Source organism: Rufibacter immobilis (genome assembly GCF_003721565.1).
Taxonomy (GTDB): domain Bacteria; phylum Bacteroidota; class Bacteroidia; order Cytophagales; family Hymenobacteraceae; genus Nibribacter; species Nibribacter immobilis.
This window is the reverse complement of record NZ_RJJE01000009.1, coordinates 152,282-172,593: the sequence shown is the minus strand read 5'-3', so window position 1 is coordinate 172,593 and position 20,312 is coordinate 152,282. Positions and strand designations below refer to the sequence as shown.

General features: G+C 51.8%; 15 protein-coding genes. 8 read left to right on the top strand and 7 right to left on the bottom strand.

Going from position 1 to position 20,312, the window contains the following annotated elements; genetic code table 11:
• Positions 1–147: 147 nt before the first annotated feature.
• Positions 148–1,143 carry an aldo/keto reductase gene (locus EFA69_RS08005; RefSeq protein ID WP_123132578.1) on the bottom strand — a complete coding sequence of 332 codons (996 nt, stop codon included), beginning with the start codon at positions 1,141–1,143 and terminating at the stop codon, positions 148–150.
• Positions 1,144–1,380: 237 nt separating this feature from the next.
• On the opposite strand from EFA69_RS08005, the gene EFA69_RS08000 reads away from it, so the two are divergent.
• Together EFA69_RS08000 and EFA69_RS07995 are read left to right on the top strand one after the other, a co-directional pair.
• Complete coding sequence (locus tag EFA69_RS08000; protein ID WP_123132577.1) at positions 1,381–2,373, top strand: SDR family oxidoreductase; 993 nt, start codon at positions 1,381–1,383, stop codon at positions 2,371–2,373.
• 101 nt (positions 2,374–2,474) lie between these two features.
• On the top strand, positions 2,475–2,939 hold the full coding sequence (locus tag EFA69_RS07995; RefSeq protein ID WP_123132576.1) for a hypothetical protein: 465 nt from the start codon (positions 2,475–2,477) through the stop codon (positions 2,937–2,939).
• Positions 2,940–3,081: 142 nt separating this feature from the next.
• On the opposite strand, the gene EFA69_RS07990 is transcribed toward EFA69_RS07995, so the two are convergent.
• Entirely contained in the window at positions 3,082–4,116 is a 1,035-nt protein-coding gene (locus EFA69_RS07990) for a hypothetical protein (protein ID WP_245964522.1), read from the bottom strand.
• Positions 4,117–4,852: 736 nt separating this feature from the next.
• Here EFA69_RS07990 and EFA69_RS07985 point away from each other — a divergent pair.
• The 4 genes from EFA69_RS07985 (at position 4,853) to EFA69_RS07970 (ending at position 12,453) form a co-directional block, all read left to right on the top strand.
• Positions 4,853–7,822: a T9SS-dependent choice-of-anchor J family protein gene (locus tag EFA69_RS07985; RefSeq protein ID WP_183906723.1), complete on the top strand. Its 2,970-nt coding sequence runs from the start codon at positions 4,853–4,855 to the stop codon at positions 7,820–7,822.
• Between the two features lie 134 nt (positions 7,823–7,956).
• Positions 7,957–9,678 carry a gamma-glutamyltransferase gene (gene ggt / locus EFA69_RS07980; protein WP_123132573.1) on the top strand — a complete coding sequence of 574 codons (1,722 nt, stop codon included), beginning with the start codon at positions 7,957–7,959 and terminating at the stop codon, positions 9,676–9,678.
• Between the two features lie 567 nt (positions 9,679–10,245).
• Positions 10,246–11,157 carry a PorP/SprF family type IX secretion system membrane protein gene (locus EFA69_RS07975; protein ID WP_123132572.1) on the top strand — a complete coding sequence of 304 codons (912 nt, stop codon included), beginning with the start codon at positions 10,246–10,248 and terminating at the stop codon, positions 11,155–11,157.
• Between the two features lie 132 nt (positions 11,158–11,289).
• The gene (locus tag EFA69_RS07970; RefSeq protein WP_123132571.1) at positions 11,290–12,453 is read left to right on the top strand and encodes a trans-sulfuration enzyme family protein; all 1,164 of its coding nucleotides are present in this window, start codon (positions 11,290–11,292) and stop codon (positions 12,451–12,453) included.
• A 93-nt stretch (positions 12,454–12,546) separates the two neighbouring features.
• Here the strand turns inward: EFA69_RS07970 and EFA69_RS07965 are convergent, their stop codons facing one another.
• A complete protein-coding gene (locus tag EFA69_RS07965; RefSeq protein WP_123132570.1) occupies positions 12,547–14,655 on the bottom strand; it encodes a carboxy terminal-processing peptidase in 2,109 nt (702 codons plus the stop codon).
• Between the two features lie 342 nt (positions 14,656–14,997).
• Here EFA69_RS07965 and EFA69_RS07960 point away from each other — a divergent pair, with 342 nt between their 5' ends.
• On the top strand, positions 14,998–15,840 hold the full coding sequence (locus EFA69_RS07960) for an energy transducer TonB (protein WP_123132569.1): 843 nt from the start codon (positions 14,998–15,000) through the stop codon (positions 15,838–15,840).
• 148 nt (positions 15,841–15,988) lie between these two features.
• Here EFA69_RS07960 and EFA69_RS07955 read toward each other — a convergent pair whose 3' ends face one another.
• From EFA69_RS07955 to EFA69_RS07945, 3 genes are all read right to left on the bottom strand, one after another.
• Entirely contained in the window at positions 15,989–16,525 is a 537-nt protein-coding gene (locus tag EFA69_RS07955) for a hypothetical protein (protein ID WP_123132568.1), read from the bottom strand.
• A gap of 210 nt (positions 16,526–16,735) precedes the next feature.
• Positions 16,736–17,848, bottom strand: a complete 1,113-nt coding sequence (locus EFA69_RS07950) for a S1 family peptidase (RefSeq protein WP_123132567.1) — start codon at positions 17,846–17,848, stop codon at positions 16,736–16,738.
• 50 nt (positions 17,849–17,898) lie between these two features.
• Positions 17,899–18,480, bottom strand: a complete 582-nt coding sequence (locus EFA69_RS07945; protein WP_123132566.1) for an RNA polymerase sigma factor — start codon at positions 18,478–18,480, stop codon at positions 17,899–17,901.
• A gap of 140 nt (positions 18,481–18,620) precedes the next feature.
• On the opposite strand from EFA69_RS07945, the gene EFA69_RS07940 reads away from it, so the two are divergent.
• Positions 18,621–18,848 carry a hypothetical protein gene (locus EFA69_RS07940; RefSeq protein ID WP_123132565.1) on the top strand — a complete coding sequence of 76 codons (228 nt, stop codon included), beginning with the start codon at positions 18,621–18,623 and terminating at the stop codon, positions 18,846–18,848.
• A 147-nt stretch (positions 18,849–18,995) separates the two neighbouring features.
• Here the strand turns inward: EFA69_RS07940 and EFA69_RS07935 are convergent, their stop codons facing one another.
• The gene (locus EFA69_RS07935) at positions 18,996–20,183 is read right to left on the bottom strand and encodes a proline dehydrogenase family protein (protein WP_123132564.1); all 1,188 of its coding nucleotides are present in this window, start codon (positions 20,181–20,183) and stop codon (positions 18,996–18,998) included.
• Positions 20,184–20,312: the final 129 nt, after the last annotated feature.

Genomic DNA, 20,312 nt, shown 5'->3' with positions numbered 1-20,312 from the left:
CAGAACTCAGGACTCCCGTTTAGCGGCTCTTTTTCCAGAATTAGCCTAAAACCAGAATGCCCGGCTAATCCTGAGACAGCCGGGCATTGGGCATGGGATGTACGTTTAGGGGCAGATTTTGGAAAAAGAGCCCCTAAACGCACCATTTTACTTGGGCAGGTCCAGCTTGTTCAGTTCCTCGGTCATGAAGGAGATTTCTTCCTGGCTTAGCTGTACGTCCATGGCTTTGGCATTCTGGATGGTTTGCTCAGCGTTGCGGGCGCCTACCAGGGCAATGGTGATGCCGGGCTGGGCAATGGTCCAGCGCAGCACCAGTTGGCCTAAGGTGGCGTTTTTGTCATCGGCCAGCGGCTTTATCTTGTTCAGGAACGCATTTACCTTTTCCAGGCTCTGCGGTTGGTACACCGGTAACTGGGCGCGGTGGTCGCCTTCGTTGAAATGGTGGCCGGGCTTGATTTTACCGGTGAGCAGGCCGCGTTCCAGGGGGCTGTAGGCCAGAATGGCTTTGTTGTGCTCCAGACAGTAAGGCACCACATCGGCTTCAATGCCGCGGTTCACCATGCTGTAGGGGACCTGGTTAGAGGCTAGGGTCACGTATTTTTCGGCTTCCTGCATCTGGGCTACGTTGTAATTGCTGACCCCGGCCTGGCGGATTTTCCCTTCTTTAAGAAGCTGGGCTACGGCCTCCATCGTCTCCTGAATAGGCGTGGTGCTGTCTGGCCAATGGATCTGGTAGAGGTCAATGTAGTCGGTGCCCAGGCGGCGGAGGCTGTCTTCGCATTCTTTGATGATGCTCTCGCGGCCCGCGTATTTGTACACATCAATGGGGTTGCCTTGGTTATCCTGGCTGTGCATGGCGAAATCGCCTTTGGCCAGGTCCCAGCGCATGCCGTACTTGGTCAGAATCTGCACTTTGTCGCGCGGAATTCCTTTGATGGCTTCGCCCACAATTTCCTCGCTCAGGCCCTGGCCGTAAATGGGCGCGGTGTCAATGGAGGTCATGCCGTGGTCATAAGCGGCTTTGATGGCGTCTACGGCCTCCTGGCGTTCGGTACCGCCCCACATCCAGCCGCCCGCTGCCCAAGCCCCGAAGGTTAACACGGTTACTTCCAGGTCTGAGGCTCCTAATTTTCTGTACTCCATAGTGAATGAATTTATGTCTAGGTTCTGATGAACGACCTCCTTTTTGATAGAAGGTCTGTTTCTCTTACGAAGCCTAAAGAAAATGAATGGAATTTCTTTCTGCACGGGCGCAGTGGTAGTGCTGAGTATACCGGGCTGAGGGTGAGCTGTCTGCCGGAGCAAATCATTCAATGATAGCTGCCGTAAATAAAAGAGAGGGAGGCAGAGGCGCGCGGAGAAAATTCAAAAACACTGGACATGGAAAAAGATGCACAAAGACCATTGGCAGATAAAGTAGTGGTCATTACCGGGGCCTCCAGCGGCATTGGGCGGGCTACCGCCCTTACGTTCGCCCAACAGGGGGCCACCCTCATTTTAGCTGCCCGAAGAAAAGAGATTCTGGAACAGCTGGTGGCAGATTGCATGCAGCGGGGGAGCAAAGCACTGGCGGTGCCCACAGACGTTACTCAGCCGCAGGACTTGCCCGCTCTGGCAGAGGCCGCCTTAGCCTTAGCCGGTAAAATTGATGTGTGGGTGAACAACGCCGGTTCCGGGGCCATAGGCGAATACGAGCAGGTGCCCATGGCGGCGCATGAACAGGTCATCCAGATCAATCTGCTGGGCTACATGCGGGGAGCCCACGCGGTGCTGCCCATCTTTAAGCGGCAGGAATACGGGCTGCTCATCAATACCGTTTCCTTGGGAGCGTTCGCGCCTATGCCGTATGGGGTTTCCTATGCGGCCAGCAAGTATGGCTTACGCGGGTTCTCGGAGGCGCTACGGGCAGAGTTGCTCAAATACCCCAAGATCAGAATCAGCGATGTGTTTCCGGCCTTTATTGATACACCTGGCTTTCAGCATGGCGGAAACTACATTGGCAAAAAGTTGAAACCGGCTCCGCCCGTATATGACGCGCAGTTGGTGGCAGACACCATCGTAGAGTTGGTGCACCATTACAAACCAGGGGTAATGGCCGGTGGGTTTGGCTACGTAGCCAGAATCTCCAATTCCCTTTTTCCGGCGCTCACCAGAAAACTGGCTGCCCGGTTCATGGAGAAGTATTTTGCAGTAGCCGAAGCAGTTCCGGTCACCCATGGGCATCTGTTTGAATCTTCCTGGGTAGGCACCGATGTTTCCGGCGGATGGCAGGAACCTAAGAAGCCCCAGGCTGGTAAAATTGCCTTGGCCGTGGCTGGCGCAGCCGCGCTGCTGTACGTGGTCTCCAGAAACGGGAAAAGCCGGAACGCGTGAGCCTGAAGGTATTGGTATTGGGCTGAATAGGAGTAAGCTAGAGGCTTTCCTAATCCTTCCCCGGCTTTCGCCGTTAAAGTCTAAAACCAATCCCCCACGCTATGAAATGTGAATTAAGCCTCGTTTTTGAGGAGAACGACGGAACCCTCCGCTGGATTTTCAATATCCTCATCTATGCCCACCAGATCAGTGACCCGCAGGTGCGTAAAATGCTGCAACCCACTCTCAAAGAATTCCTGCACAAGCGGAGTTACCAGGAAGTGCTGAGGCTGGCGGACACAGACATTGACGAAGGCGATTTCGTGCGGGATTACTTGAAACAGAACCTCATTAAGTTCAATGCCTCACAGGTGCGGGTGAAAGGGGAGAAAGTGAAAGCCATGTGTTTCACCATAGAACAGGCCGGGCACATGCAGGCCGCCGCCGATCCTGAATCTGTGGCCCCGGAAGTGTTGGCGCTCTTTGAAGGTCATGAACTGAAACTACAGCAGATTAAGCACTGTGCCATTGAAGCCCTGAAAGAAGCTGGCGCGCAGGGCGTGCAGATTGAGAGATTCAGCCATTAATGTTACCATTCCTGCCCTTTTGCGTTTAGGGCTGTTTTTCAAAAAAGAGGCCCTAAACAGCAGTTGACCTATAAAAAAGAAGCACCGTTTTGGCGGTGCTTCTTTGTGTAGTAAAGTAAGTGCTACGCCATAGACAAGTCCATTAAGCCGCCACTGAAAGTTGGTGCGTGGTACCTTCTGTGAACAGAGGCGCCACCTGCTCTTGCAGACGCTTGGAAACAAAGCCTGTACGCAAATGTTCCGGCAATTCCGCCACCACTTTCCGGTACTGCTCCAGCCCAATCGCTTGGGCTACGTAGCTCTCGTGCAGGCCGTTCAGGTAACTCACCAAAGAAAGCAGGCATTCATGGAACAGCTTAAAATCAATTTGCGCCTCCACGAAACGCTCAATCTCCTTCTGCGAAGACGAGATCCTAAGGCGGCTTAGCAGGTCAAAGAGCGTAGTATAGCCCATGCGCCACGTAATCTGCTGCCAGTGTTGTGCCGACCATTTCTCCAGCACCTCGCCGGTCTTACTGCTCCTGATGGCCGTAGCCGGATTTCGCTGTACCTGCTGCCTGATGGCATTGGCGGTAAGTTTTCTGGTGGTGCGCAGGAACTGCCCTATTTGGGCCTGGGCCTCAATCTCTTTACCGGCTATCTGCAAACCTGCTTTATAACCCGCCAAGGGCAAGCGGTGAATGCTGAAGTCATTATATGCCCCGGCGGCATAGTAACCCACCACCCTAGGGTAAGCGTTTTTCACCACCAAACGCCCGGCTTCCCTTCTAATGGCCGCTTCATTGTTGGTCTTTATGCCCAACGTATACAGAAACGCCTGCAGTCCCGCGAAGATGGAGTAATACGCCTGCGGAAACGTCCAGTGCAGAGCATTGCGCAGATACGTCTCATCGCCCAACTCGGCGGTGGCGCGTAGGGCGTACTCGGTGCTCCAGCTGTTGTTCAGGATTCTGGCCAGCGCCTGCACGTCTTTCTCAGAAAGATCCGCCGAATGCTGCCGTAAAAAGACTTGGTTCTTCAGGCCTGCGTCTTCCGGGCTATGGGTGATATGGTAGTTGATGGCGAAAAAGTAGTTCAGGAACACCTGGGCCGGAATAGATTTCCGCCAGGCAGAATCCTGTAGTTTTTGCTCTTCCTGAAAGAGCGGAATCACGTTTTCATCTTGTACCTTCTTCATGTTCTTAGAACACATTTGAAAGGCCGCTAGTTGCAAAATAGGAGATGTTTTTATGTATTTAATATGCTGATCTTTAGTGATTTGCGAAATATTTTATCTGGTTTTCTATAACTACTGGAGAGTTGCTGATTCTTAATTTTAAGAAGGCTGTAAGTGCAAGATTTAGAAGAAGATTCTCGGCTAAAATTAACCCAACCATAACATGGTCTAGAGAATCATTGGTTACTTTTGTATAGGACCTTTAGTGCTCTGTCACTGCTGCTCAGGCAGAGGCGCTTGCAATAATTTTATACTTAATATATCAATTCTTAAAGTTACCTCAATGGTTAAACATTTACGCAAAGTTAGTTTGCTCTTATGGACAGGTTTATGGTTTGGTAGTGATGCTTGGGGGCAAGTTGATATTACACCAGGAGCAAAGATTACCCAAGATTTTTCTTCTATAGGCAGTACTGCCGCCGCAGGCTTACCCGCTGGCTGGAAAGTATCAAAGGATGCGAATGTAAGAACGTTGAGTGCCTATGCTGGAGCCGTAACGGCCACAGAAAGGGAAGGGGGAGACAATTTAAGTTCTTCTGCCTCAAATGGCATCTATAATTTTGGAGCAGGCGCCAATTCTGGAGATAGAGCAATAGGCTTTATTTCCTCGGGGAGCGCTACCAAGAGTGGCAACCTGTATGTCGCCCTGAGAAACACAGGGACTGAAACAATTCCGGCGCTAAAGCTGAACTATAACGTGGAGAAGTACCGGAAGGGTAGCAATAGTGCAGGATTTTCCATTCAGCTCTATTATTCCAAAAATGGGGAGAATTGGGTTTCCGCCGGAGATGATTTCAACGTGAGTTTTGGGGCAGATACAGAAACCGCAGGCTTCAGTCCCGCGCCAGGTGCCACCGTTTCAGTGAAGGATAAAACCCTTTCTCTGGCTTTGGCTGCCGGGGAAACGCGCTATTTGGCTTGGAATTACTCTGTAACCTCTGGTTCAACTACTTCTAATGCTCAGGCGCTTGGCATTGATGATATTGTGATTGAGGCAGACAACACACCTCCCACGTTGGTTTCAAGCATACCTGCATCTGGGGCCACCAATGTAGCCACCAACTTAGATGTAGTATTAACATTTAACGAAGACGTGTTTGCCGGTACCGGAAACTTCACCCTGACTCCTCAGAATGGGAACAGTACGTCAGTGGCTGCAACAGACAGTAGAGTTGTCTTTAGTGGAAGGACGGTGACCATCAGAAATGTAGAGATGGTGGCGAACACCGTCTATGTAGGCACCATTGACAATAACGCGGTGAAAGACGGGGCGGGAAATTTCTTCGCGGGTATTTCCGGAAATACATTAACGTTCACTACGGCTGCCAAGGCCACTCCTCAGATTACGGCCAGCCAATCTTCCATTTCTTTCCCCGCAATTGCCCTTGCAAACAAAGTAAACGCTGTGTATGAACTTTCTGCTGCCAATCTTTCTGGTGAGGTCACGGTTGCCGTAACAGGTCCTTTTGAAATCTCTAAAACCGAAGGAAGCTATGCGACTACCCCTTTGGTATTCACGAAGGAAGAGTTAGCAACTGCCCAAAAAGTGTACGTGCGTTTTTCCCCTGCTGCCTTGGGGGCTACAACCGGTACCATCAGCCATACCTCAGCGGGAGCCGAACCTGTGACTGTCACTCTCACGGGCTTAGCGGTAGACCCGTATAACCAGAACTTTAATGATCCGGCATTCCTGACTACCAGTGGCTGGACGCAGTATAGTGTTACCGGAGCTCAGGTGTGGGCAAGCACCAACTTTGGGCATACTTGCCTTACCGGCTGCAATGCCTCTACTCCAGACAAAGCGGCGCAGATCAGTGGATTTGCCGGTTCAGCCATTCCCAATGAAGATTGGCTTGTCTCGCCGCAGTTGGATCTGACTACATTTACCAATACCCCAGTGCTGGAATTCTGGACAATCTCGGCGTTTGAAGGAAACCAGCTAAAGCTGATGTATTCCACAGATTACACCGGAACCGGAAACCCTAACACCGCTACCTGGACCGAGCTTCCAGGCGGGTTTCCGGCTTCTAACAGCAGTCTTTGGACGCTGTCACAAGGCATTGAGTTGCCTAAGACGGCTAAATATGTAGCCTTTGTGTACACTTCCACAGCAGAGGGAGCTTCCCGCTGGACGGTGGATGATTTCAAAATTCAGGATGCAAGCAGCTACCACAGCATTCCAACGCTTACCTTAAACTTCGGGGAGGTGGCTAGCGGAAGTAAATCCGCGGCGCAGAATTTTACCTTCAAAGCGATTGGGTACGGGGATCTCACGGCTACGGCCCCTGCCGGGTTTGAACTGTCTGCCAACAACGGAAATTCCTTCGCCTCTACCATTACAGTTTCTGCCGCCGAGGCCGCCGCTGGTAAAACGGTACAGGTACGTTTTGCCCCCACTACCAAACAACTGAAAGTAGAAGGCCAGATCGCTATTACCGGTACAGGCTTGCAAACCTCCACAATTGCCGTGTTGGGTTCCTCTTATCTTAGAGCGGAAACCTTTGATGTGGCAACCTATAACATGGAATTCTTCGGGAACGGCACCCAGATCAGCGGCGAGTTTGGTCCCAAAGACCGGACGCAGCAAATCTCCAATGCTACCACGGTTTTGAGCAGACTGAACATGGACATCATCGGGATTGAAGAGATCAGTGATGAAACGGCCGTTGATGCCGTGATCGCCAACCTGCCCGGTACCTACGCTAAGAGTATCTCACAGGTGTATTCGTATTCCATCAAGCCTAATACCTCCACCAATCCTTTCCCGGCCCAGAAGATTGGTTTTATCTATAACACGGCTACGGTAACACCCGTGGGCTTCCGGGTGATGTTCAAAGAGCTGTATGAAAAAGCTGTGGCGGGTACTACCACCGCCATCAGTGACGATTTCTGGTCCTCGGGCCGGTTGCCTTATATGGGTACGTTTGACGTCACGCTCAACGGTATCACTAAGCGCATCAGGGTTATTGATATTCATGCTAAGTCTGGCTCTGCCACCGCTGACTATAACCGCAGGGTAGAGGACCTGGCCGTGTTAAAAGATTCCATTGATACGTATTACGGCGCACACAACGTCATTCTGTTGGGTGACTTCAATGACAACGTCTTCGGTTCTATCAAAGAAGGAGCCGAGTCAAGCTACAATTCCTTTGTGGCAGATGTAGCGGATTATAAGACGTTGACGTATTCCCTGGCCCAGAACGGTGGCTTCTCGTTCCCCAGCTCCAAGAGCTTCCTGGACCACATCATCATCTCCAATGAACTGACCGATGAGTACCTGGACAACTCCATCACCATTGAAGATCCCAGCAGTTATGTGCCCAGTTACGCCAGTACCACCTCAGACCACTTGCCGGTGTATGCCCGTTTTGCCTTCACTACGGCAGATCCGCTGGGAGTGAAAGAAGACATGGCTTCTGCCTTCAGATTGTCGCCTAACCCAACTACGGGTGCGGTAAGCCTCCGTTTGCCTGCGGGCGCGGCCAAAGAAAAGCTCTCGGCCACAGTTTACAGCCTGCGCGGCGAGGTGCTGCTTCAGGTAAGCGGTTCTGAACAGAAACTGAACGAGGCGCTTTCCAAAACGCTTGGCTCTTCGGCGGCGGGCCTGTATCTGGTAAAAGTGCAGGCGGGAAGCCAGGCGTACCAAACCAGAATCATCAAGAAGTAAGTTGCTCCTTCGCCCTTCAGAAGCCTGCCAGATCTTTATATGGCAGGCTTTTTTTATCTTCATATATTTCTTTACTTACCGCCTGTAGGGCTCCTGTTTAGGGGCTCTTTTTCCAGAATCTGCCTTAAACCAGCATGAAAAAATCTACTTTCTACCCGGCCATGTTGCTATGGCTTCTTTGGCAATTGACCTGCTGCAAACCTGCTTCTCCACAGCAAACCACCTCGGCCGGCAGGCCAGAAGTGGGCGCTACGGGAAAGAAAGGAATGGTGGTGAGCGCCCATCCGGAGGCTTCGCGCATTGGGCTGGAGATTCTCCGGAAAGGCGGCAACGCCTATGACGCCGCAGTGGCAACCGGCTTTGCGCTGGCCGTGGCCTATCCCGTGGCCGGGAACATTGGCGGTGGCGGTTTTCTGGTGTACCGCACGCAGAACGGCGAGACCGGCACTTTAGATTACCGCGAGAAAGCTCCGGCTGCCGCCACCCGTAACATGTACCTTGATGACCAAGGAAACGTAGTGGCTGGGGCCAGTACGCTGGGGCACTTGGCGGTAGGCGTACCCGGGGCCGTGGCCGGCATGGTGGCCATGCACCAGAAGTTGGGTCGTTTGCCTTGGGCGCAGGTGGTGCAACCGGCCATTGATCTGGCCCAAAAAGGCGTGGTGCTTACCCAACGTGAAGCCCGTTTATTGAACAATGCGCAGGAGGAACTCATCAAGGCAAACAAGTTTACGCCGCACTTAGTCAAAAGCACTCCTTGGCAGCAGGGAGACATTCTTCCGCTGCAAGAGCTGGCCCGAACGCTGGAGCGCATCAGAGACAAGGGAGAGGCGGGTTTTTATGAGGGCGAAACGGCAGATCTGCTGGTGAGGGAAATGCGCCGGGGTGGGGGAATTATGACCCATCAGGATCTGAAAGAGTACAAAGCCGTCTGGCGGCAGCCCATTACCGGAACCTACCGGGGCTATAAAGTCATCTCCATGCCTCCGCCTTCCAGCGGCGGTGTTGCCTTGCTGCAGTTGCTCAACATGGTGGAACCTTATGACCTGCGGAGCTGGGGCTGGCAAGCGCCTAATACGGTGCACGTAATGGTAGAAGCGCAGCGCCGGGTGTATGCTGACCGCGCCACCTATCTGGGAGACCCTGATTTTTTCAAAGTGCCCGCCTCGGAACTGCTCAAACCAGACTATCTCAAACAGCGCATGGCTTCTATGAAAATGGAACAGGCCACTCCTTCATCGGCGGTATTGGCTGGCGTATTGCTGGCCAAGGAAAGTGACCAAACCACCCACTACTCAGTGGTAGACCAGTGGGGGAATGCCGCCTCTATCACCACCACCCTCAACGGAAACTATGGTTCTGGTGTGGTGGTGGAAGGAGCCGGATTCCTGTTGAACAATGAGATGGATGATTTCAGCGCCAAGCCCGGCGTGCCCAATATGTTCGGCCTTATTGGCGGAGAAGCCAACGCCATTGCTCCCGGCAAACGGATGCTCAGCTCCATGACCCCCACCATTCTGGAAAAAGACGGCCAGCTCTTCATGATCGTGGGCACGCCCGGCGGTTCTACCATTATCACTTCCGTCTTCCAGACCATCCTGAACGTGATAGACCACGGCATGGGCATGCAACAGGCCGTGTCGGCTCCCAGATTCCACCACCAATGGCTGCCAGACAGAATTGAACCCGAGGCAGCGGCGCTGTCTGAGCAAGTACGCTCCGAATTGCAGAGCCGAGGCCATAAACTCCAGAACAGGGGCAACTACGGAGCGGTGGAAGGAATCCTGAAACGGCCGAACGGTACGTGGGAAGGCGGCGCCGACCCCAGAGGGGATGATACTGCTTTAGGGTATTAATTTGAAAAGTAAGTAAAACTGGGGTTGTGTTTAGGGGCTTTTTTTGGAAAAGGAGCCCCTAAACGCAACCCCAGTTTTGTTCTAAGGCTTTGCCTTGACCTTTCCTAGATTCATGAGAACCGCTAAGCGGTATAGCCCTTGCTGTTGAATTAATGCGTTTAGGGGCTCTTTTTAGAAAAAGAGCCCCTAAACGCATTAATTCATTACATAGGAAAAGAACAATTGCGCAATCTTTCTTCTAGGTATGGTTGGATCAAAGAGAATACATTTTTGTAGTGGGCCGATATAGGAAAAAGGTTCTTTCAAAACAATTGTTTTCTGAGGTATTTTTCACTTGTTTTGCTTAATATAGTTCAATATGAAGAGTGATTTTATTTGGTAAAAGACTGATATTTAGGTAATTGCGTAATTATTATACTACACTTATATAGAAGGTTACATTTCTATGAACTTATTTTTGCGTTAGGCAGTTTTGTCAGCATCTGTTTTAATTCATAATCAGCACGAATTATTTGCCTCTCCTGCGGGGAGCTAAGCCCAACTCAATTTTTTATAAATATTCATTACATGAAACTGAAGCAAATTGCTGCTCTTGGCCTTCTCTTATTGTCTGCCAGCTTCGCTAAAGCCCAAGAAACTTCAACTCCACAGCGCATGGCTATTCCACGGCTGTACCATCAGAATTATTTCTACCTGAACCCGGCGTTTGCAGGGGCCGAAGGCAAGAAGGAGTTTGGAGCGAATGTTCATTTGAATGCAATTTCCGGCAATGCCTCCTCGGCGCCGCTGTCAGTGATTGCGCATTACCAAGGTAATATCAATGCCAATAACCCCAATGGGATTGGAGCCGTGGCCGTCTATGATCAATTTGGTCCCTACTGGCTGGGTAAATTAGGTCTTACCTATACCAAACGGTTTCAACTGGGTACTAACAGCAGCCTTGCCTTTGGTGCGCAGCTTGCCGCTGAATACCTGAACGTTGACCTAGCCGAGATGACCCGTGGCGAGGAAAAGAAAATGGTAGGCCATGACAATGACCTGCGCCCAGACATTGATGCCGGGGTATGGCTGAAAATCCATAACTTCTACGCCGGTGGTACGTTCGCCAGTCTTTTGGAGCCTACCTATAACCTGGTGGGCAACGCAGAGCACGTAGGCATCAGAGAATTGTTGGTGACAGCCGGCTATAAATTTGACTTGGCTCCCGAGTTCAGCGTTACGCCTTCGTTCCTGATGAACCAGCCGTTGGAAGGAGGAGACCAGGAGTATCAGTTCGGCGCCTTGGCCAACGTGAAATTCCTGACTGGCGGAGTGATCTATCGGGGTCAGTTTGATAAGTCTGCTCCCTGGAACATAAACGCTGGGGTGAACATCAGAGACAACGTTCAGTTGATTACTTCCTTTGACCTCACTAAAAAAGTAGAAAATACTGTTAAACCAGAGCCGCAGGTAGAAGCAAACCTCAGAATCCGTTTCTAACAGAAAATTTAAAGACATGGAAAAGGCTTGCCCTAAGAAGGCAAGCCTTTTTTTATACCCTTAGGGGAGGGCGTCCCTAAGCAAAACCCTGGAAACGGGGGAGGAGTAGAAGGGAGAAACTGAAATTTGCCTATGGATCTCTCCTACATCCTGAACGAACTTGGTGAAGACCGGGCCGCGTATTTCAATGCGGTGGCTCCGCCCATCATCCAGTCCAGCAACTTCGCCTGTAAAACGGTGGAAGAGATGCGTTACGTGTTGCAGCATTACACAGAAACACATTTCTATTCCCGCGGCAACAACCCCACGGTGAACATGCTAGAGAAGAAAATGGCGGCGCTGGAGGGCACGGAGCAGGCCATTGCTTTTGGGAGTGGAATTGCTGCCATAGCCGCGGCAGTACTTTCTCAGGTAAAAGCGGGAGACCACGTGGTTTGTGTCCGGAAACCGTATGCCTGGACCAGCAAGCTCATGCGCGATTTCCTGCCCCGCTTTGGGGTAGAGGTGAGCATGGTAGACGGTACCAGGGCAGAGAACTATGCACAGGCCACCAAAGAAAACACCGTCCTTTATTACCTGGAGAGCCCTAACTCTTTTACGTTTGAGGTACAGGATATTGAAGCCGTGGCGGCGCTGGCCCAAAAGCGGAACATCTGCACCGTGATTGACAACAGCTTTGCCTCCCCGCTTTTCCAGAACCCGGCGGCCATGGGCATAGACCTGGTGGTGCATTCGGCTACTAAGTACATAGGGGGCCACAGCGATGCCTTGGGGGGAGTGGTCTGCGGTTCCAGAGAAAAAATCAACCGTATCTTCTCCTCTGAATATATGACACTGGGAGCTGTATTGCCCCCGCACGATGCCTGGCTGCTGCTGCGTGGCTTGCGCACGTTGCCCCTCCGCATGGAGCGGGTAGCCCAAACCACACGGCAGATAGTGGCCTTTCTCCAGCAACGTCCGGAGGTTGAGGAAATCATCTGGCCATTTCTGCCATCACACCCACAGCACCAACTGATTAAAAAGCAGATGCGGAACAACACCGGGCAGTTCTCCCTTCGGTTACGTGCAGATTCTCTGGAAGAGGTTGAGCGGTTCTGTGACAGCCTTCAGCATTTTCTCATGGCCGCGTCCTGGGGTGGTTACGAGTCCCTGATTTATCCTGCCGCGGCTTATCACCGGAAAGACGGTCATAAGCCCTCTATGCCGTTCAACCTGATCAGGTTCTATATTGGCTTGGAAGATGCGGAGTACCTGATCAAAGATCTGGAGCAGGCTTTTAGTAAGATGAAAGGGTAATTTGCGTTTAGAGGCTCTTTTTTGGAAAAGGCATAAAAAACGCCGCCTCTGGTTTAGAGACGGCGTTTTTTATGCCTTTAAATAGAAGATGGCTTATAAACCGTCTCTTAGGATAGAAACCGCTTCCTGAATGTACAGGTCTTTCTTCGCGTTGCGGGTGAACGCCTGGAAGCGGGCCGAAGCGGCGGTGTCACCGGCTAACTTGGCCAAATCTGTTTTCAGGGTGCTCAGGTCCAGCTGCGGGATGTTTTTCCGGAGGGTTTCCAGCTTCTTGGATTCAGTCTGAGCGCGGCGCTCTTCGGCCAGGTAAGAACTCAGCTTAAGGGAGCGGGTAGAAGTCTCCGTGCGTTCCTTCAGGCGCAAGGCACTATCATTGATGAGCGAGAAGGTAGGGCTAGCCGCAATTCTCGCCTTGGAAGAAGCCTTGAGTTTCTCAATGGAGAAGTTAGGGCTGTTCCAGGTGTTGAACTTGGCAGGCTGAATCTCATCAAACGGAAGCGCGTACTCCTGTTCTTTCTCGCCGTACTTCAGGTACGTGTAGGTGTCTGGCAGCACAATGTCTGGCGTTACTCCGCGCAACTGTACAGTCTTACCACTTACGCGGTAGTATTTCTGAGTAGTGAGTTTCAGGTGGCCCAACGGCTTCACCGCATCAAAAGAAGCGGGCAAAACCTGGTCCAGATCAAAGAACTGCTGTACGGTTCCTTTTCCGTAGGTAGAGCTTCCCACAATTACGCCCCGTTTGTAATCCTGAATAGCGGCTGCCATGATCTCAGAGGCCGAGGCGCTGTTCTCATTCACCAGCACCACCAAGGGGCCGGAGAAATGAATCTGCGAATCTCTGTCCTCCAGCACGGCGGCGGGGCCGTTGGCCGATTTCACCTGCACCACCGGACCAGACTTGATGAAGAGACCCACCATGTCTACCACGTCTTGCAAAGAACCACCGCCGTTGTTTCTAAGGTCCAGGATGATGCCCTGGGCGTTCTCCCGCTTCAGTTTCTCCACTTCCTCGGCTACGTCTTTACCGCTGTTACGGCCTCCGGCATTTTTGAAGTCGGCGTAGAAGGCGGGGAGGTGAATGTAGCCAATAGGTTTCTGGCCTTTGATCAAAAGCGAGCGGGCGTAGCCTTCTTCCCGTACCACCACATCTCTAATGATGGAGATGACCTTCATAGAGCCGTCTACTTTCTTCACAGTCAGGCGTACCTCGGTTCCTTTTTTACCTCTGATGAGGGAAACCGCTTTGTCCAGGCGCATGCCCTGTATGTCTACCGGCTCCTGAGTTCCCTGCGCTACTTTTAAGATGGCATCGCCAGGTTTGAGTTCTCCCTGTAAGTAGGAAGGGCTGCCGGGGGTAATGTCAGATACTTTGATATTGCCGTCTTTCTCTGTTAACGTAGCACCAATCCCTTCCAAACGGCCAGAGAATTCAAAATCGAAGTCTTCTTTCTCTTTGGGGGCATAATACTCCGTATGCGGGTCATAGATGTTGGCAAAGGAGTTGAGGTAGGAAGAACGGTAGTCTTCGTTTTCCAGCTGACCCATGCGCTTGAACAGGTCCACATAGTTTTCCTTGAGTTTCTTGCGCGCATCGGCCTCAATCTCCACCATGCTTTTCTTCACCTCTTTAGTGCCTGCCGTATCTGCTTTCTCCTGGCTGTCCAAGGCATCGGCTACCCTAATGAGGGCCTGGTATTTCAGGTATTTGCGCCATTCTTCTTTCAGGGCCGCGGGCGAAGTGGCGAATTTCAGTTTCTCCGGTTTCACCTCAATGGTTTCTTCCTGCTCAAAGGAGAAAGGCTTCTCCAGGATTTCTTTCGTGTATCCTTCGGCTTCTTTCAGACGCTTCTGGAAGATGCTCATGGACAGGTCAAAAAACTTGAAGGAGCCGCTCTTGAACTCATCATCCAATTGCGTCTGGTAAGCCATCAGTTGATCTACGTCTGACTGCAACAGAAATTTCTTGTTGTAGTCCAGTCGTTCCAGGTAAAGGTTGAAGGCTTTTTTGGAAAAATTATCATCTAAGCGCTCCGGCGAGTAATGGGCAGAACTGAGCCCCTGCACCAGCACTTTGGTCAGTACTTCGTTTTTCTGGTCCCGTACCGCACCGTCTGTCTCCAGCAGTTTATAGGAGGCAATGCCGAACACCACAGAGGCGGCAGTACCATAAGCGACCAGTTTAGATTTAAATGGAAACATATAAAGTCTCTAAAGTTTTGTCTGTTAGTGTATACACAAAAGTAGTGCCTGATTTTACGTACTGAGAGTAGTTTTACTTAAACGTACGGCGGCTTTACAAAGGTGTATCTTGTATGGTTTTATTTACAAAAGAATTGCAATTAAGCAGAACACGGCAGTAGTTGTTTCTTTTGCGTCTCATTTTTTTAACAAATGAACAGGAGGTTTTGTTTCTGATTGATTTTCAGGAAGTAACTAAGGCGCTGAATGTGAAAATAATTTGGGCCAGTAGCGTGTGGAATCTGGCGGCGGGCGACATCATGGGGGAAAGCACCTATCCATTACCCCAAACCAACAAACGCCATGGAAACCAAAACTACCTACCCCGCCACCCTAGACGACATGATTTTTGAGGGCCGCAACAAAGCCTACGGCGCCTATGTGCTGCGCAAGCTCTATGACCGGCACATCAGCCAAGCCGTCTTGTATGCCATTGCACTTTTCCTCTTCGGGTTTTCTGTTCCCTTTGTGGCCAATCTGCTTGTCGGGCAAGATGTTCAGGCAGCCCACGTTAAACCCAAAACGGAGTCTAAGTGGGTAGAGGTGGTGTTGCCTCAGGAAGAACAGATCAAAGAAGTACCCAAAGCAGAGGAACCCGCCGCGGCCCAACCTGCCGCCCGCACGGTTAAAAATGTCACTGTTAAAGTAGTGCCGGAATCTACACCGGTGGTGGATGAGGTGCCCACGCAGGAGGAGCTTAAAACAGCGAATTCTGGCCTGGTGGCTTCTGAGGGCGACGGTGGCGCCAATTTAAATAGCCCAACTCCCGGCGCTGGTTCTGGATCGGGCACCGGAACAGGAACCGATGGCGGATCTGAGCCCCCGGCGAACAGTATTTTTTACAGCGTGGAGCACATGCCTGAGTTTGAGGGCGGGCTACAGAAACTCATGGACTTTGTAGGCCGAAGCCTCCATTACCCTCGGGCCGCCCAAGCCAATGGCGTGGAGGGAACGGTAGTGGTGAGCTTTGTGGTGGCCGCATCCGGTGACCTCACCGATATTCAGATTCTGAAGGGATTGGGCTTCGGCACCGAGGAGGAAGTGCTGCGGGTCATGAAAAAACTACCCCGCTGGAAACCAGGCAACCAAAACGGCAGAAACGTACCCGTGCGCATGACCCTCCCCATCCGGTTAGAGTTGAAATAAGCACTGAGGAAATCATCTGCTCATTTCCCGTTTAGCGGCCGTTTTTGGAAAAAGAGCCGCTAATCGGAAAAAATAATTAAGGGCTATAAAACAAACGACCCGCTTCTTCACAGAAGCGGGTCGTTTGTTTTGGGAGAAAATCTATTGCTTAACGATAGATGTGCTCACCGCGGTTGGTGCGCCACTCGTTCTCAAAATATTCAGCGTCTTCGTGTGAGCGAGGAGTCACGCCCATCACAATATTGCCTTCCTTGATGCCAGACTCATACACCTGGGCTCTTTCTTCCGGAATACCAGACCCTACCAGGGCTCCCAGTAAACCACCCGTTAAACCACCGGCTCCGGCACCCGCCAAACCAGCCGCTAACGGACCCGCAATCACCAAGCCCAAGCCTGGCAGCGCTACTGACGTACCAATAGCGGCAATAGCCCCTACAATGGCACCCAGTGTACCGCCAATGGCAGAACCAGCGCCGGCACCTTCCAGTGCTTTGCTGCCCAGTTCAGTGTGTTCGCCATCGGCGAAGTGGCGTTTGCGGGCATCGTCGCTCATGATCACGTTGATGTCCTCTTTGCTGTAGCCACGGCTGTGCAAGGCATTGTACGCACGTTCTGCGCTGTCTCTATCTCTGAACATACCCGTCATCATGCGGGAGTTGTAGTTGTTTTCAGGACGATTTTCCATAGTTCGTTGTTTGATATTTAGTAGGTGTAACATAACGGTAATTGCAAGGTCCAACTATACCTAAGAGGTTGGCAAGTAGATTTTATCAAACGGAAGAACTACGTATTAGTTACATGCGCTGGCCGGTCTGTAAAACAGAAACGCCCATGCAAGGCACGGGCGTTTTGGAGCTTATTTTCAAAAAAGAGCCGCTAAACAGGAGGGCTGGGGTTAGTTGTACACTTTTACCATGTACACAAAATCCTGCAGTTTCTTAAGCTGCTGCGGACGCGACGTACCGGCCAAAGCATTCACTTTTGGCAAGGCGATAGGCTGCGGAAGCCGGTGCTCCGGCAGTTGTTCCAGCAGAGAGAGCAGATAGGCAGATTTCACCGCGAAAGCCGCGCCGTCTACACCCAGCATCTTCCCACTGATCACGCCAATCATGTTGCCGCGGTCATCCAGCAGCGGGCCGCCGCTGTTACCGGGGTTCAATGGAATAGAGATTTGGTAAGAGGCGGTGTCACCATACACACCGGAACGGGACGAAAGCGTGCCTTCGCCAAACACTATGTCTTCTCTGGGGTAACCCAGCGTGAACACGCGCTCACCTAAGTCACTTTCTTTCTTCTTAAAGGAGTAAGGCAGTTTCCCGAAGCCTGTGAACGCAGTATCAATTACGCGCAGCAGGGCTAGGTCACGCACCTGGTCAGAGTAAATCTCCTCCACTTTGTACTTGGTGCCCGCCTTGTTCTCAATCATGAGCGAGTCTGCGCCCTCAATCACGTGGTAGCTGGTCACGAAGTAGCCGTCTGAAGTAAGCACGAAGCCGGTGCCCGAAAATTGTCCGGGATTGGTGGCCGATGCTTTTGGCGTGGCAGGGTTAGGATTGAGGATTGCGTTCTGCTTACGCTTGAGGTCGTCTACCTCCCGGCGTAATTCCACGTAACGGGCTGTCTGTTGTTTGGTGGCAGACCGCCACATTTCCATGCCCAGCAAACTGCTGAACACCGTGACAATGGCCACCGTGGCAGCCACGCCCATAGTGGCGGCGTACCGGCGCATAAAGATCTGGATAGGCTTGCGGGGCTTGAGCACCGGGGCCTGCGGCATGGCTTTCTGGTTTTCCAGTTTCCAGGCCAGGTGCTCCTGGTTCAGGCGCTCCCGCAGCGATTTTTGGCGCCCGTGCTGTTGCAGGGTAGAGGTGAACAGCTCCATCTCGCGCACCCGCTGGGCAAAGACCGGGTCGGCGGCCATGCGCTCCTGCAGCATCCGGCGCTCGTCAGAAGTCACCTGGTGCTGGTGGTAGCGTTCAATCAGTTCTAATAATTCTCGGTCACTCATATATGGCTAGCATCCTCTCAGGATGTCTTTTTTACGCATTTTCCCTTCCTTTAGGAGGGGACCTGGTAATCCAGGAAGAACAGTTTCTTCAGGCGCATGAGGCATTTGTATTTCTGGTTCTTGGCCGAGTCTACGTTGTTGTACCCAAACTTCTCCGTGATCTCGGGCATGCCCATGCTCCGGATGTAAAAGTCTTCCAGCAGCGTTTTGCAGGGTTCTCCCAACTGCGCCAGCGCGTTGCCCATGGCCTCAAACTTAAGCTCATTCTGCTCGGCCTGCTCTGCTTCGTCTTCTACCTGCGGGGTCAGCTCAGACTCCGTGTCTTCCACCATGCCATGGCTGAACCGGCTGCTGCGGGAGAGCTTCTTGAGCCAGAGCCGCCGGCAAATGGAATACAGGTACGTCTTGATCTGGCAATGCAACTCCAGTTGGCCGGCCTTCACTTTCTCATAGAAGACAATGACCGCTTCCTGAAAAATGTCTTTGGCGTCATCCTCGGTCCCGCTGTTGCTCTGCACGAAGAACAGCACCATGGGGAAGTGGAGTTTGTATAACCTACTCAGGGCCGTCTCGTCGTCTAGCAGAATTCCTTCTATAATGGCCGCATCGGTCACCAGCGCCTTACTAATCATGCTTGTCAATTAATACAGTTTCAGTCAATTAGTAACCCACAGAAAAAAATAAAAAATTTTTCAAAAAACATGGGTTACCTCCCGGGGGGTAGTGGTATAAAGGTTGAATTTAACGCTAAAACCCTTTAAAACACATTAAAATGAAAAAGGTATTTTCTCTTGCCCTTGTAGCTGGTATGTTCGCTTTCGCTTCTTGCGAGTCTAAGCCTGCTGAAACTACTGACGCTGCTGCTACTGAAGGTGCTGCAACTGAGTCAACTGACGCTACTGCAACTGATGCTGCTGCTACTGACGCTGTTGCTACTGATTCAGCTGCCGCTACTACTACTGATTCAACTGCTGCTACCACTGGTACAACTGCTCAGTAATTAGTGGTGTGCGTCTGCACACTTCCTGATTAGGACAAGAAAGGCGTCTCTTGCGGTTTGCGTAAGAGACGCCTTTGTTTTAAGATAGATTGATTTGTAAGCGTTTAGGGGCTGTTTTTCCAAAAACAGCCCCTAAACGCTTTTTTGTTAGGCGCGCTGCCGCTTGCGGCGCTCCATCTCTTTCTTCACCAGGGAGAACTCCCGGCTGCTCTGGCCGGCAATGGCGGTGTTCTCGTCTGCGCGGCGCAGCAGGTAAGGCATCACGGCCTCTACCGGCCCATAAGGCACATACTTGGCCACGTTGTAACCCGCATGGGACAGGTTGTAGGATAAGTTGTCGCTCATGCCCAGCAATTGCGCGAAATAGATGCGCTCATCTGAAGGCTGCAGGTTGTGCTGGGCCATCAGGTCCATGAGCAGGCGGCTGCTTTGTTCGTTATGGGTACCGGCGCAGATGGCAATGCGGTCCACGTGCTCCACGCAGAACTTCAGGGCCTTGTCATACAACGCATCAGTGGCTTGTTTGGTGGGGTTGATGGGGTTCTGGTAGCCTTGCTGCTGGGCAACCCGGCCTTCTTTCTCCATGTAAGCCCCGCGCACCAGTTTGCCGCCCAGGTAATACCCCAGCTTTTTGGCTCGCTCATAATCCCGCTTGATCACGTCCAGGCGGTCGTGGCGGTAGAGTTGGTAGGTGTTGTAGACAATAGGGCGCTCCTGGTTGTAGAGCTCCATCATTTCATAGCACAGCTGGTCAATGGTTTCCTGCAGCCAGCTTTCTTCGGCGTCAATGAACACGCGCACGCCCCGCTCAAAAGCGCGTTGGCAGATGGCTTTCACCCGGGCCCGCACCCGCCCGAAGGCCGCTTTCTCGTCCTGGGTCAGTTCCTGGGTAGTCTGGGCTTTGGCCAGCAGCGCAGAATCGGCGACGCCGGTCACTTTGAACACGCTGAACGGGATGTGCTTTGAGTTGGCGGCCATCTCAATGGTGGCGATGATTTCCTGCACGGTATGGTCAAAGCTGGCCTCGTTGCTTTCGCCTTCCACGGAGTAATCCAGAATGGTGCCTATGCCAGACCGGCCCAGGCGTTCAATGGTGGGTTTGCATTCCTGGATGGTCTCGCCGCCGCAGAACTGTTCAAAGATGCTTTTCTTGATCAGGAACTTCACCGGCAAATTCCAGCTCAGAGCCTTTTTCATGAGGCCTCCGCCCATTTTCACCATAGATTGGTTATTCATGGCCGCGAAGAGGAGGTAGGTTTTATAGAGTTCGGGATCAGATTTATCTGCGAATGCGATGGCGGTATTCTCAAAGGAAACGGTTGGTGCAGGGTTCATATTTAGTTGCTACAAATACACAGTACAAAGATAACGTAAAAACAGTTGTTAGTTGTTTTAAGGTTGATTTGGAAAAAAGAGCCCCTAAAGGCAACCTTCGGCAACGCCTGCCGCCGCGGCTTACGCACG

Bases quoted from the DNA above. Each gene is read 5' to 3' on its own strand.
- EFA69_RS08005 (WP_123132578.1), bottom strand. From the start codon at position 1,143: ATGGAGTACAGAAAATTAGGAGCCTCAGACCTGGAAGTAACCGTGTTA.
- EFA69_RS08000 (WP_123132577.1), top strand. From the start codon at position 1,381: ATGGAAAAAGATGCACAAAGACCATTGGCAGATAAAGTAGTGGTCATT.
- EFA69_RS07995 (WP_123132576.1), top strand. From the start codon at position 2,475: ATGAAATGTGAATTAAGCCTCGTTTTTGAGGAGAACGACGGAACCCTC.
- EFA69_RS07990 (WP_245964522.1), bottom strand. From the start codon at position 4,116: ATGAAGAAGGTACAAGATGAAAACGTGATTCCGCTCTTTCAGGAAGAG.
- ggt (WP_123132573.1), top strand. From the start codon at position 7,957: ATGAAAAAATCTACTTTCTACCCGGCCATGTTGCTATGGCTTCTTTGG.
- EFA69_RS07975 (WP_123132572.1), top strand. From the start codon at position 10,246: ATGAAACTGAAGCAAATTGCTGCTCTTGGCCTTCTCTTATTGTCTGCC.
- EFA69_RS07970 (WP_123132571.1), top strand. From the start codon at position 11,290: ATGGATCTCTCCTACATCCTGAACGAACTTGGTGAAGACCGGGCCGCG.
- EFA69_RS07965 (WP_123132570.1), bottom strand. From the start codon at position 14,655: ATGTTTCCATTTAAATCTAAACTGGTCGCTTATGGTACTGCCGCCTCT.
- EFA69_RS07960 (WP_123132569.1), top strand. From the start codon at position 14,998: ATGGAAACCAAAACTACCTACCCCGCCACCCTAGACGACATGATTTTT.
- EFA69_RS07955 (WP_123132568.1), bottom strand. From the start codon at position 16,525: ATGGAAAATCGTCCTGAAAACAACTACAACTCCCGCATGATGACGGGT.
- EFA69_RS07950 (WP_123132567.1), bottom strand. From the start codon at position 17,848: ATGAGTGACCGAGAATTATTAGAACTGATTGAACGCTACCACCAGCAC.
- EFA69_RS07945 (WP_123132566.1), bottom strand. From the start codon at position 18,480: ATGATTAGTAAGGCGCTGGTGACCGATGCGGCCATTATAGAAGGAATT.
- EFA69_RS07940 (WP_123132565.1), top strand. From the start codon at position 18,621: ATGAAAAAGGTATTTTCTCTTGCCCTTGTAGCTGGTATGTTCGCTTTC.
- EFA69_RS07935 (WP_123132564.1), bottom strand. From the start codon at position 20,183: ATGAACCCTGCACCAACCGTTTCCTTTGAGAATACCGCCATCGCATTC.